The following is a 13,427-nucleotide window of genomic DNA, read 5'->3' as shown; positions in this document are numbered from 1 at the left end:
CGCTCACGCCGGTGGCACCGCCGCCGCCGCCTCCGCCCGCGCCGGCCCCCGCGCCTCCCGCCCCGCCGCCGGCCGACGGCCCCCCGCCGCCCGACGGGGGCGGGGGCGACGGCAACGGCGGCGACCGGACCCTCGAGCCTCGCGATGACGACGATCGCGGCGGCCCGAACGGCGAGGACTGAACCGCCGCCCTGCGGCGCCGGTCGGGCGCCGCAGGGTCGTGGCTAGAAGTACCGGTCGGGTGCCGTCCGGTCGCGGCTAGAAGTCCAGCGTGCCGCCGGGCTCGAGGGCGAGGTACTCGCCGCCGCCCTGTTCCACGGCCCAGGCGAGCCGGGCGTTCGACAGTGCCTTGCCGGCCTGGGAGAGCAGCATCTCGTGGGTCGGGAAGGCGCGACGCGGCGCGACGGCCATCACGTAGTCCATGGCCTCGGAGATCTTCATCCACGGGGCTGCGGCCGGCGCGGCCAGGACGTCGATGTCGACGCCGTCGGGTACGGTGAACGCGTCCCCGCCGTAGTAGAGGGACTCGTTCACGAGCACGCCGAGGTTGTCCACGATCGGGATCGACGCGTGGATCTGCGCATGCCGTCCGCCGAAGAACCTGAGGCGGAACGGCTCGACCTCGACGACGTCCCCGGCGCTCACCGGCTCGACCTCGAATCCGGATGCCGCGGCGACGACGCCCGCTGGACCGAAGATCCGCACGTCGGGGCTCGCCTCGACGATGCGCGTGAGTTGCTCGGGCGTCCAGTGGTCGTTGTGCTCGTGGGTGATCACGACCGCCACCGCCCCGACGGCGTCGGTGATCGGCGTCGTGAACGACCCGGGGTCGATGAAGAGGCGGTCGCCGGAGTGATCGATGACGAGGGCGGCATGTTCGAGTTTCGTCAGGCGCATGCTCAGAGCCAACACCGCGGACTGGCGCGATGCAACCCCACCCGGATGTCAGAATCACTGCATGACCGCCACCCCCAAGCGCCTCCTCGTCGCCGTGAATCCTTCGGCCTCGTTCGGGCGCCACCGCGACGTCGGGGCTGTCACGACCCGTCGACTGCTCGACGAGGGGCATGAGGTCGTCATGCTGCAGGAGCCGAACTTCGAGCTCCTCCGCCGCGAGACCGAGCATGCGTTCGCCCGCGGCGTCGATGGCCTCGTGGTCGTCGGCGGCGACGGGATGGTCTCGCTCGCGGTGAACATCGTCGCCGGAACGGAGGTGCCCTTCGGCATCGTCGCGGCCGGCACGGGCAACGACCTGGCGCGAGGACTCGGACTGCCGCACGACGACCCCGCCGCCGGCCTGGAGGCCCTCGTGGCCGCGATCGGTCGGGAGCCGCGGGTCATCGATGCGGGCGTGGTCCGCCGCGAGGCATCCGCCCCCGTGTGGTTCGCGGGCATCGTCTCCGCGGGCTTCGACGCGCTCGTGAACGAAAGGGCCAATCGCATGGTGCGGCCGAGGGGGCCGAGCCGGTACACCGTCGCGCTCGTCCGGGAGCTCGTGACCTTCCGGCCCCGCCGGTACGCCATCACGATCGACGGCGTCCGGCGGGAGCAGGCCGCGATGCTCGTGTCGGTCGCGAACAATCGGTCCCTCGGCGGCGGCATGACGCTGGTGCCGCACGCCGATCTCACCGACGGGCTCCTCGACGTCCTCATCGTGCACCCCATCTCGCGGGCGAGACTCGTGGCGGTCTTCCCGAAGGTGTTCAAGGGCGAGCACGCCGGCCACCCTCGCGTCGAGTTCCTCCAGGCCAGGCGCGTGAGCCTCGAGGCCGAGGACGTCGTGGCGTATGCCGATGGCGAGCGGGTCGGCTCGCTGCCGATCCACGTCGAGGTCGTCCCCGGCGCGCTGCGCGTCTTCGCCTGACCGCGGGATGCCGCGTGAGGCATGTCGGCCCGCGGCGAACCGGCCGGACGCCTCGATTTGGAACGCAGCCGGATCGTGTGTCATACTCTTCAAGTTGTCAGTTCGGCCCCATCGTTTAGCGGCCTAGGACACCGCCCTCTCACGGCGGCAGCGCGGGTTCAAATCCCGCTGGGGTCACGTATGTGACATCCTGACAACCATCGGAATGCCCTCGCTTCGGCGGGGGCATTCTGCGTTTCCGGAGGGTGCGCCGACGCGCGCCGCGTCGGAGGCCAGTGCCGGGCTCCGCGCGCCGCGTCCCTGTGGAAGCCGGGGTTCGAGTCCGCCGACGGTACCCGGTAGACTCGCCCGAAGCGAAGGGGAGTATCCCGCAGGACGTTCACGCGTCCTGGGCCACGATCGTCAGTACGAGCGCCGAAGACGCCGCTCCGGTCGTGGCGGTGCACCAGGTGTGCGACCGGGAGAGACTTTCGGGAAATCTCCGTACCCACATCCCTCCCGAAAGGCCGCACGTGCTGCAGCTCCCCGCCTGGTTCGAAATCGGATCCCTCGTCGTCCTCACGCTGATCCTCGTCGCAGACCTCCTCCTCGTCGTGAAACGGCCGCACGTGCCGTCCTTTCGCGAGTCGACGCTCTGGGTCGTCTTCTACGTGGTGCTGGCGCTCATCTTCGCGCTGCTCATGTTCCTGCTCGGCGATGCCGAGCACGCCGGGCAGTTCATCGCCGGCTGGCTGACCGAGTACAGCCTCTCGATCGACAACCTGTTCGTCTTCGTCATCATCATGGCGAGGTTCGCGGTGCCGAAGAAGCTCCAGCAGGAGGTGCTCATGGTGGGCATCATCCTCGCCCTGATCTTCCGCGGCGTGTTCATCCTGCTCGGCGCCCAGCTCATCGAGAACTTCAGCTGGATCTTCTACATCTTCGGTGCCTGGCTCGTCTACACCGCGTACCAGCAGGCCTTCGTCGAGCACGACGACGACAAGGACAACTTCCTCGTGCGCATCCTGCGCAAGCGGGTGAAGATCTCCGACGACTACGACGGCATCAAGGTCCGCACGGTCGTCGACGGCCACCGCATGTACACGCCGATCCTCTTCGTCTTCATCGCGATCGGCACGACCGACCTGCTCTTCGCGCTCGACTCGATCCCGGCCATCTTCGGCATCACGCAGAGCGCCTTCATCGTCTTCACGGCCAACGTGTTCGCCCTCATGGGCCTGCGGCAGCTCTACTTCCTGCTCGGCGGCCTCCTGGAGCGACTCGAGTACCTCAAGTACGGCATCGCGTTCATCCTCGCCTTCATCGGCGTGAAGCTCGTGCTGCACGCGATGCACGTCAACGAGCTGCCGTTCATCAACGGCGGCGAGCACATCGAGTGGGCTCCCGAGATCTCGACCTGGATGTCGCTCGGCGTCATCGTCGCGGCCATGGCCGTGGCCACCGTCGCGAGCGTCATCAAGGCGAACGTGGACGCCAAGCAGCGCGGACACAAGCTCATGGAGGAAGTGCCGCACTTCACCGACGACGAGGGTCGTTGACCCTTCGTCCATCCGAGGCGCCGCGACTTGCTAGTTTGGGTTGGCGGCGCCCCGGTGCGGCGCCCGGGAATCTCCCGGTGGTGAACGGCGACGAGGAGCACCGTGTCCCCTGATGGCGAAGACGTCGTCGCGCTCGAGCAGGCGTCGGCCGTGATCGCGCACAGCGCTCGAACCGACGTCGGGCGCGTGCGCAGCATGAACGAGGACGCGTTCCTCGCCGAGGCCCCGGTCTACCTGGTGGCCGACGGCATGGGCGGCCATGCGCGCGGCGACGCGGCGAGTCGCGCGGTCGTGGAGACCTTCCGCCGGCATCTCGCCGTCGGCGGGCCCTCCACGCCCGAACAGGTCCTGGACGCGATCCACTCCTCGAACGAGGCGGTTCGGGCACTGAGCGACGAAGGCGACGAGGGCACGGCCGTCGCAGGGACGACCCTCACGGGCATCGTGCTGGTCGACGCCGGCGACGGGGCGGGCTTCCACTGGCTCGCCTTCAACGTCGGCGATTCCCGGATCTACACGTGGGACGGCCGAACGCTGCGCCAGCTGAGCGTCGATCATTCGGCCGTGCAGGAGCTCGTCGATGCCGGACTCCTCGCCGCCGAAGACGCCGAGCGCCACCCGGAGCGCAACGTCATCACGCGGGCGATCGGCGCCGACGACATCGTCGAGCCCGATCTCTGGTTGATCCCGGCGTCGGGTCGGCAGGTCTTCCTGCTCTGCTCCGACGGGCTCAGCAAGGAGGTCGACGACGATGCGATCTCCCGCGTGCTCACGGGTGACACCGGGCACGCGGCCGGGCTCGCCGGCGAACTCGTCGACCTCGCGTTGGAGCACGGCGGCCGCGACAACGTCACCGTCGTCGTGGTCGAGAGCGCGCTCGCGGCGCCCGACGACGCCTCCACCAGAGACCGGATGGCCGAGCCGTTCGCGTCCGAAGACACCACCCCGCGACGAGAGGACGGCGCACGTGGCGACGTACACGACTGATCCCGGTGGCACCGCACTCGCCGCCGTGCGCGGCGGGGCCGTCCTGCTCGTGCCCGCGGACGCGGCCGATGCGTTGACCGACGTCTGGGAGCACCTGGCCGATCCCGACCCCATCCGCGCCGTGCTCGATCGCCTGACGGTGGACGGACTGTCCGCGGCCCCGGCCTTCGCGCTCGCGGTCCGGGTGGAGGATCGCAACGAGGTCCGCATCGTGGTCCGGGGCGCGTTCACGGCACGGGTCGATCTCGAGGTCGTCGAGGGCGCCGGGGTGTCCACGTGGGTGGAGCGCGTGGTGCGGGGGCGCACGGTGATCCTGAAGGCGACGGATGCCGCCGCTGGCGACCGCCGCTCGCTGCCGATCGTCGAGGGCGTGGTCGCCGCGGCATCCGTCACGTCGACCGCCGTGGAGGCCGTCGCTCCGTCAGGGCCGGCCGTTTCCGAACCGTCAGCCGGGCCGGCTTCGACGTCGGGCCCGAACCCGCCGGTGCCCTCCTCGGCGATGCCGGAGCCGGCCCCGGTCGAGGCACCGCCCGCGCCGCCGGCCGTGGACGATGCCACGGTCGTCTCAGTGTCCGCCATCGGCCGGCGCGACGCTGCGGCCTCCGAGGGCGCTCAGCCCGGCCGGGACGGTCGCGGCGTCGAGCAGACCATCATCCCGCCGGAGGAGAGCACGGGCGACCACGACGGCATGACCATCGTCGGTGCCGACATCCGCCGCCTGCGGGAGGAGCGGGCGGCCCGATCCTCCGCCCCCGACGAGCCGACCGACGAGGCCAGGGCGCTCGGCATCCGGATGCCCGACGGCACGGTCGAGCCGATCTCGCACGAGGTGGTCCTCGGCCGGGCGCCGAGTGCGAGCCAGCGTGCCGGCGGGCGCCTCCCGAGGGTCGTCGCGATCGGCGCGGGCGACCAGGACATCTCGCGCAACCACGTGCACATCGCGGTCGAGGGCGACACGGTGGTCGTCACCGACCTGCACTCGCGCAACGGGACGCATGTCGCCCAGCCAGGCAAGGCCCCGGTCCGCCTCCGGGCGGGGGAGCCGACGCCGGTGCTCACCGGGACGGTCGTCGACCTCGGCGGCGGTTGGACGATCCAGGTGGTCGGCATCTGATGCGGCGCGCCACGTCCACGCCTCCCGAGCTGCCCGGATACACCCCGTTGAACCTGCTGGGCTCCGGCGGCTTCGCCGACGTGTTCCTCTACGAACAGCGCCTGCCGAGGCGCAAGGTGGCCGTGAAGGTCCTCCTCACCGAGCAGCTCGGGCGCGACACCAGGGCGCAGTTCGTCGCCGAGGCGAACCTGATGGCGCAGCTCTCGGCGCATCCGTTCATCGTGACGATCTTCCATGCCGACGTCTCGGCCGACGGACGACCGTACTTCGTCATGGAGTACTGCTCGGGTCCGAGCCTGTCCGAGCAGTACAAGCGCCAGCCCTTCGCCGTCGCAGACGCCCTGCGCACCGGCATCCGCATCTCCGGGGCCGTCGCGACGGCGCACGCCGCCGGCATCCTGCACCGCGACATCAAGCCGGCCAACGTGCTCACGAACGACTACGGCTGGCCCGCCCTGACCGACTTCGGCATCTCGTCGAACCTCGACGGCGAGCTGCCGGTCCACACCATGACCATGCGGCCGGGCGAAGCCGCCACGGGCGGCACCGGATCCGCGGCGGTCGGGATGAGCGTCCCGTGGTCGCCGGCGGAGATGTTCGCCGACGACCCGACGCCCGACCCCAGGAGCGACGTGTTCTCGCTCGCCGCGACGGTGCACACGCTGCTCGCCGGTCGCTCGCCCTTCGAGATCCCCGGCCGTTCGAACGGGACCCTCGACCTCATCGGGCGCATCGAGCGCGGAACCATCACGCCCATGCAGCGCGAGGACGTCCCGCGCAGCCTCACCGCCGTGCTCGCCAAGGGCATGGCCGTCCGCCGCGAGGACCGGTACCCGAGTGCGGTCGAGTTCGCGCGGGCGCTGCAGCGCGTCGAGCTCGAGCTCGGCTATGCGACCACGACGATCGAGGTCCCGAACCTCGTCGTCGCCGAGCCGCAACCATCCGAGGACGAGGCGGGTGCCACGCGCGCCCGCGCCGTCCGCACGATCGACGCGCAAGCGGGGTCGGTCGCTGCACCGAAGGCCGACGAGACGGTCGCGCGAGCACCGCAGCAGGTGGTCGCGCAGCCCGCGATCGAGGAGGCCACGGTGGGGCGGCCGGTCGGTACGCCGACGTCCGCCCAGGGAGCCCTGCACGACCGAACGGCCGACCGTGGCATCGCTCCCGTCCACGCCGAGATCGACGACGGCACCGTCGTCCGCCCGGCCGGTGCGATGCCGGCGACCCGGGCGGACGGCGTCCTCCGTGCACCCGCCCCCGAGGGCACCGCACCGGTCCGGCGCTCACCGCTCGGCCTCGTCGTCGCCATCGTGGCGGCGGTCATCGTGCTCGGCGCCGTCGCGACGGCCATCGTGATGTCCGGGTCGCTGCCAGGACCCGAGGCGAAGCCGCCGGCGACATCCGCCGGTGAGGACGCGGTCGCCGAGGCGACGGTTCCCAAGCCGACGGTCGAACCGGGCGTCCGCTCGGCCGACGGCACCAGCGTCTCGTTCGCGGTGTCGGTCGACGGCGCCGAGGACGGCGACCTCTTCCGTTGGGTTCGATCCGACGGCAGCGGCACGGTCCAGGTCGCCGAGGCGTCCCCCATCGTGGTCGAGGGCGTCGATGCCGGCGCGACGGTGTGCATCGACGTGCAGACCCAGCGCGGGAGCAAGACCTCCGAACCCGAGAAGGGATGCACCCCATGAGGTCGCTGAAGGTCGAGTACTGCGGCGAGTGGCACACCATCGAGACCGATCGCACCTTCACGATCGGCCGCGACGCCGACCTCACCATCGACGAGAACCCCTACCTCCACCGGGTGTTCCTGACCCTCGAGTTCGAGTTCGGCCTCTGGTGGCTGCAGAACGTGGGCCAGTTGCTCGCCGCGACGGTGTCCGACTCCACCGGCAGCGTGCAGGCGTGGGTCGCGCCGGGCGCGAAGCTCCCGCTCGTCTTCCAGCAGGTGCAGGTGATCTTCAGCGCAGGGGCCACCACCTACGAGTTCTCCATCCACGCCGAGGAGGACTTCTACAACACCTCGCTCACCTCGACCACGACCGACGGCGGAACGACGATCATGCCGATCGCGCTGACGTCGACGCAGCGGCTGCTCGTCGTGTCGCTCGCCGAACGCGTGCTCCTCCAACCGTCGGCGGGGCGCGCCACCGTGCCGACCTCGGCTGAGGCTGCGTCGCGCCTCGGATGGAGCATGACGACGTTCAATCGCAAGCTCGACAACGTCTGCGAGAAGCTCGACCGGCTCGGCGTCGACGGACTCCGCGGTGGACGCGGCAAGCTCGCGACCAACCGGCGCATGCGCCTGGTCGAGTACGCGGTGGCCACGCGACTCGTGAGCGTCGACGACCTGCCGCTCCTGGACCGCCCCGAGGCATCGACGCAGGCCGACGCGGAGTGACCGGGCGGGTGCCCCGGCGACGCCGCCGGCGCATCCCTCGCGAGAATGCGAACGCATGGGTACGGCTCCCCATTCGGGGGACGCAGCGGGCCGTGTTAGGTTATGCCGGAGCGCCAGCCACGCGTCGGGTGGGCGTCCGATCATCGCACCATGAGGAGTCGAACCGTGAGCACGTTCACCTCGTGGCTTCGTGCGCGGAAGAGCATCGCCTCAGGCGCTGCGATCGCGGTGCTCGCGGGCGTGCCGATCACCTTCGCCGTCCTGCACCAGGGCTTTCCCGTCACCGACCCCGACCTTCGCGCCCGCGAGGTGTGGGTCACGAACGCCGAGGAGCTCCTCGCGGGCCGGTTGAACCGGCAGATCGAGGAACTGGACGCTGCCGTCTCCACGGCCTCGAACGAGGCGGACGTGCTCCAGAACGGCGACGACGCCTTCATCTACGATCGCTCCGTCGGATCGGTCGAACGCATCGACCCGTCGTTCACGACGCTCTCGCAGCGCATCGACGTGCCGCCCGCCTCCCGCGTCGCGTACGGCGGCGACGTGCTCGCCGTGCTCTCGCCCGAGGGCGAGCTGTGGAGCGTCCCCGCCGGCGCCGAACTCTCCTTCGACTGGCGCGGCACCGAGCCGCTCGCCGACCTCGGCAAGGGCTCTCGCGTCGCCGTGACCGGCGAGGGCACCATCCTCGCGACCCAGCCCAACGGTGTCCTGCATCGCTTCGCCCGAGGGGCGACCGGCGAGCCCGAGACCTCCGAACTCCCGAAGCTCGGCAAGCATCAGCTCGCCGCCGTCGGCGATCGTGCGGTCGTCCTGGCCGAGGAGTCGAACGAGCTGATCGTCGACGGTCGCGTGACGAAGCTGCCCGCGACCGGCATCCGCCTGCAGCAGTCGGGCGCCGAGCACGACGCCGCCTACGTCGCCACCGCGGCCGGCCTGGTCCAGGTCGGCCTCGACGACGGCGTCGTCCGGGAGCTCGACCTCGACGAGTCCGCGCCCGACTCGGGCGCCGGGGACATCGCGGCGCCGGTGTGGCTCGAGGGCTGCGTGCACGGCGCCTGGGCGTCGAACGGCCGCTATCTCGTCTCCTGCGACGGCGAGAAGCCGCGCACGGTCGTGATCGACCAACCCACCGCGGGCGCTCGGCTGGAGTTCCGCGTCAATCGCGACGTCATCGCGTTGAACAACCTCACCAACGGCAACGCCTGGCTCGTCGACTCCGATCTCCGACTCGTCGACAACTGGGAGGAGGTCACGCCTCCCGAGGAGAGCGACGAGCTCGAGGGCGACGAGAAGAGCGCCCAGCAGACGTTCGAGGACACGATCGCCGAGCGGACCGACCAGAACCGGCCGCCCGTCGCCCGCGAGGACGACTACGGCGCACGACCCGGTCGCACGACCATCCTCGACGTGCTCGAGAACGACACCGACCCCGACGGCGATGTCCTGAGCATCTCCGACACGTCCGGCATCCCCGAGTCGATGGGGCGCATCGAGCCGATCGACGGCGGGCGGGCGCTGCAATTCTCGCCGGCCGAGTCGGCGGCCGGAACGGTCTCGTTCCGCTACTCGGTCGAAGACGGCCGCGGCGGCGTCGCCGAGGCATCCGTCAACGTCCGCGTCGTCCCCGAGAGCGAGAACACGGCACCGACCTCCCTGCGCTCGGGCGCGATCAGCGTCGAGCAGGGGCAGCAGGTCTCGTACAACGTGCTGACCGACTGGCGCGATCCCGACGGTGATGACCTGTACCTCGTGAACGCCTCGCCGATCGGCGGCGACTCGGTGCGCTTCAGTCCCGACGGCTACCTCACGTTCCAGCACAAGTCCGCCGAGCTCGGCCAGAAGGAGGTGCAGTTCACGATCTCCGACGGCGAGACCGCGGCGTCGGGCACCCTCGTCGTCGAGGTGAAGCCGACGGGCTCGCTGAACCCGATCGGCACGCCCGACTTCGCGCGGGTGTTCGCCGGCGAACCGACGCTCATCGAACCGCTGACCAACGACGTCTCGCCCTCCGGTGCGCCGTTGACCCTCCTCGGCATCGAGGAGGCGCCGGCCGACGCGACCGTGACGCCGAACCTGGAGCGCGGGTCGATCACCTTCGAGAGCGATGCGCCGGGCGACTACGTGTTCGTCTACAACCTCGGCGCCGAGGCGACCGTCAGCGTCGGCCTGATCCGCGTGCAGGTCGTGGAGCAGCCCGAGGAGGCGCTCAAGCCCATCGCGGTGAAGGACACCGCGTACCTGCGGCCGGGGGAGCCGCTCTCGATCCCGGTGCTCGCGAACGACGTCTCGCCCTCGGGCCGCGTGCTCGCCGTGCAGTCGTTCGACGACACGACGACCGACGGACTCGTCTCCGTCGAGATCCTCACGAACACCGTCGCCAGGGTCACCGCATCCGCCGCGCTCGACCGCCAGCTGCAGTTCAGCTACACCGTCTCCGACGGCATCAACTCGGCGAGCACCACGGTCACGGTGGTGCCGGTTCCGCCCCTCGTGAAGAACCAGCCTCCCGTGGCGGTGGCCGATCGGGCCATCGTGCGCGCCGGCGATATCGTGACCGTCCCGGTGATCGACAACGACTTCCACCCCGATGCGGCGGCCTTCCACGTGCTGCCCGAGCTCTCGGTCAGCGACGACCTGAAGGGCCTCGCGTTCGTCGACGACGACACCGTGCGATACCAGGCGCCCGAGGAGCCAGGGGTCTACAGCCTGAAGTACACCCTCGGCGACGATGCCGAGCAGACCGCCAAGGCATCCCTCACGATCACGGTCGTCGCCCGCAACGCCGACGACAACCGGCCGCCGCTGCCGACCCCGATCACCTCCCGCACGTTCGCGGGCTCGGCGGTCAAGATCGACGTCCCGCTCGACGGCCTCGACCCCGAGGGCGATTCGGTGAGCCTCACGGGAATCACCGTCGCACCGTCCCTCGGTCGACTCATCGATCGCACGAGCACGTCGCTGACCTACGAGGCGCTGCCGGGTTCCGCGGGCACCGACACCTTCGAGTACGAGGTGCGCGACACGTACGGCGCCACGGCGACCGGCACGATCCGCATCGGCGTGATCCCGAGGCCGCCCGTGCAGCTCCCGCCCACGGCGGTCGACGACGCGATCGAGATGAAGCCCGGTCGCACCGCCTCGGTCGAGGTGCTGCTGAACGACTCCGACCCGAGCGGCTACAGCCTGCACGTGGCCAAGCTCGCCGACGTCGACAAGGGACTCACGGCCGAGATCCGCGACCGGCGCCGGGTCGTCGTCGAGGCACCCGACGAAGAGGGCGCATACACGATCCGGTACGAGATCTCGAACGGGCACGGCGGTGCGGATGCCGCGTTCCTGCAGATCGCCGTCACGGAGGACGCCGTCATCCTGCCGCCGACCGCCGAAGACCAGGTCATCGAGCCCGAGGAGGTGCTCGACGGCGAGAAGATCACCGTCAGCACCCTGTCCGACGCGACGAACCCGGGCGGGCTCGTCGAAGACCTCGTCGTGACCGCCGAGGGTCCGAACGCCTCGAAGGCCGAGATCGACGGCGCGGGCCGCATCACCGTCGAGCCGGGCCGTGAGCGCTATGCCGTCGCGTACCGGCTCACGAACGAACTCGACGACCTCTCGGCGATGGCGTTCGTCATCGTGCCGCCGGTGCCGGCCGGTGACGCCACCGTCGAGGAGACCCTCGAGACGCCGCCGCCGACCGAGAAGCCGAAGACCCCCGAAGAGCTGGCCGCCGAGGAGAAGGCGAAGTTCCCGGCTCCGTACCTCAAGGACCTCGACCCGATCATCGTGCCGATGAACGGCGAGATCGCGTGGAGCGTCAACGAGCTCGTCGAGGTGCCCTCGGGCAACCCGGCCCTCATCCTCACGGCGAACGCGACGGCCACCGACGAGAACCCCTACGTCGACGGCACGGACCTGCAGTACATCCCGCGCACCGACTATCGCGGACAGGCCTCGCTGACCTTCGAGGTCACCGACGGCAAGGGCGCCGATGATCCCATCGGTCGCACGGCCATCCTGACGCTGCCGATCACCGTCGGCGACCCCGAGTTCAACGACTCGCCGCCGACGTTCACGCCGCGTGCCGAAGAGATCGAGGCCGGCGAGAAGGCGATCGAGATCGACCTCCGCCAGTCGAGCGACCAACCGAACCCCGACAACATCGAGCGCATCACGTACACGAACCTCAACGGCACGAGCGCCGACATCGAGGCCGAGATCGTCGACGGCGCGACGCTCCGCATGTCCGCGCCCCTGGGAGTGCAGCCCGGCACGACGACTCGGCTGGAGTTCGACGTGAACTTCAACGAGTTCACGGTGCCCGGCTACGTCGACGTCAAGGTCGTGTCGTCCTCGCGCGCCATGCCGAAGGCGAACGACGACCTCAACATCGAGATGGATCGGAGCGACAGCCGCGCCATCGATGTGCTCGCGAACGACTTCAATCCGTTCGAGCAGGACGGCGTGCCGCTTCGGGTCGTCGCGGCCGAGGTCGACCAGGCCGACGTCGGGTCGGCGGCGACTGCGTCGTTCACGGCCGACGGCATCACGGTCCGCACGGGCGCGGCCTTCACCGGCACGCTGAGCGTCATCTACCGCATCCAGGACGGCACGAAGGACCCGCTCCGCGAGACCCAGGGTCGCGTCACGGTGATCGTCCGCGCGCCACCGGACGCACCGAACCAGCCCGGAGCCTCGGCGAGCGACGCGGCGGCCCGGGTCACGTGGAGTGCGCCCGCCACCAACAACTCGCCGCTGACGAACTACGAAGTCCGTTGGACCGAGGGCGGCGGCGGATCCCGCGTCGTCGGGGCCGACGTCAACGCGCTCGACATCGGGCAGCTGACGAACGGCACCACGTACACCTTCTCCGTGCGTGCTCAGAACGAGCACAAGGGCTGGGGAGCCTGGTCCGTCGCGAGCGGGGGCGTGACACCGTACGGCACGCCGTCGGCGCCGCGCGACGTGAGCGCCGGCGCAGACGGCTACGCGCCGGCGACGGTCACCGTGAGATGGAACCCTCCGGCCGACACCGGCGGTGGCGGCGTGACCTACACGGTGTCCCTCGGCGGCTCGACGAAGACCGTCAGTGGCACGCAGACGTCGTTCGGCAATGTCGGCGCGGGCTCGCACCAGGTGAGCGTGACGGCGACGAACGACGGCAGCCGGAAGACCGGGCCGGCGGCGGGCACGAGCGTGGGGGTCGACACGAGGCCGCCGCCACCGAGATCCGTGACCTTGACCAAGGGTTCGGCAATGGGCCCGTACCACGGCACGTACGGCAACTGCAATGGAACCTGCTGGTTCTTCAACGTGTCCGTGGACAACTTCCCGGCCAACTCCACCGTGACGGTGACGCTGTACTGCAACAGCTCCGAGCTGAACACCAAGCCGAGGATCAACGTGAACGGGAGCGGACACGGGTCGTGGAGCGGCGGTTGGAGCGGCAGCACCCCGTCCGCCTTCTGCGGGGATCAGGGCTACGCCGAGGTCGGCGGAATACGTGACGGCTGGTAACGACCAAGATGA

Annotated in this window: 9 protein-coding genes and 1 tRNA gene; 9 read left to right on the top strand and 1 reads right to left on the bottom strand. The window is 70.4% G+C overall.

Features of this window, described 5'->3' with window-relative positions:
* Nucleotides 1-182: hypothetical protein (locus GQQ95_RS19460; RefSeq protein ID WP_212275407.1), on the top strand; the 182-nt coding region annotated here is incomplete at its 5' end.
* Nucleotides 183-258: 76 nt separating this feature from the next.
* Here GQQ95_RS19460 and GQQ95_RS11825 read toward each other — a convergent pair.
* A complete protein-coding gene (locus GQQ95_RS11825) occupies nt 259-897 on the bottom strand; it encodes an MBL fold metallo-hydrolase (protein WP_157427864.1) in 639 nt (212 codons plus the stop codon).
* A gap of 61 nt (nt 898-958) precedes the next feature.
* On the opposite strand from GQQ95_RS11825, the gene GQQ95_RS11820 reads away from it, so the two are divergent.
* The 8 genes from GQQ95_RS11820 (at nt 959) to GQQ95_RS11785 (ending at nt 13,415) form a co-directional block, all read left to right on the top strand.
* Nucleotides 959-1,864, top strand: coding sequence for a diacylglycerol/lipid kinase family protein (locus GQQ95_RS11820; protein ID WP_157427863.1), 906 nt, complete (start codon nt 959-961; stop codon nt 1,862-1,864).
* Nucleotides 1,865-1,968: 104 nt separating this feature from the next.
* Nucleotides 1,969-2,041 (top strand) — tRNA-Glu (locus tag GQQ95_RS11815).
* A gap of 338 nt (nt 2,042-2,379) precedes the next feature.
* On the top strand, nt 2,380-3,402 hold the full coding sequence (locus GQQ95_RS11810) for a TerC/Alx family metal homeostasis membrane protein (protein WP_157427877.1): 1,023 nt from the start codon (nt 2,380-2,382) through the stop codon (nt 3,400-3,402).
* A gap of 102 nt (nt 3,403-3,504) precedes the next feature.
* Complete coding sequence (locus tag GQQ95_RS11805; protein ID WP_246205432.1) at nt 3,505-4,389, top strand: PP2C family protein-serine/threonine phosphatase; 885 nt, start codon at nt 3,505-3,507, stop codon at nt 4,387-4,389.
* Entirely contained in the window at nt 4,370-5,503 is a 1,134-nt protein-coding gene (locus GQQ95_RS19775) for an FHA domain-containing protein (protein WP_157427862.1), read from the top strand. Before GQQ95_RS11805 ends, GQQ95_RS19775 begins: the two co-directional genes overlap by 20 nt.
* Complete coding sequence (locus tag GQQ95_RS11795; RefSeq protein ID WP_157427861.1) at nt 5,503-7,191, top strand: serine/threonine-protein kinase; 1,689 nt, start codon at nt 5,503-5,505, stop codon at nt 7,189-7,191. Before GQQ95_RS19775 ends, GQQ95_RS11795 begins: the two co-directional genes overlap by 1 nt.
* A complete protein-coding gene (locus GQQ95_RS11790) occupies nt 7,188-7,901 on the top strand; it encodes an FHA domain-containing protein (protein WP_157427860.1) in 714 nt (237 codons plus the stop codon). Before GQQ95_RS11795 ends, GQQ95_RS11790 begins: the two co-directional genes overlap by 4 nt.
* Nucleotides 7,902-8,066: 165 nt before the next feature.
* Nucleotides 8,067-13,415 carry an Ig-like domain-containing protein gene (locus tag GQQ95_RS11785; RefSeq protein ID WP_157427859.1) on the top strand — a complete coding sequence of 1,783 codons (5,349 nt, stop codon included), beginning with the start codon at nt 8,067-8,069 and terminating at the stop codon, nt 13,413-13,415.
* Nucleotides 13,416-13,427: the final 12 nt, after the last annotated feature.

The sequence above is a fragment of the Agromyces salentinus genome (genome assembly GCF_009749395.1).
Lineage (GTDB): Bacteria > Actinomycetota > Actinomycetes > Actinomycetales > Microbacteriaceae > Agromyces > Agromyces salentinus.
Note: the sequence above shows the minus strand (reverse complement) of the source record. Positions and strands in the feature narration are given on the sequence as shown.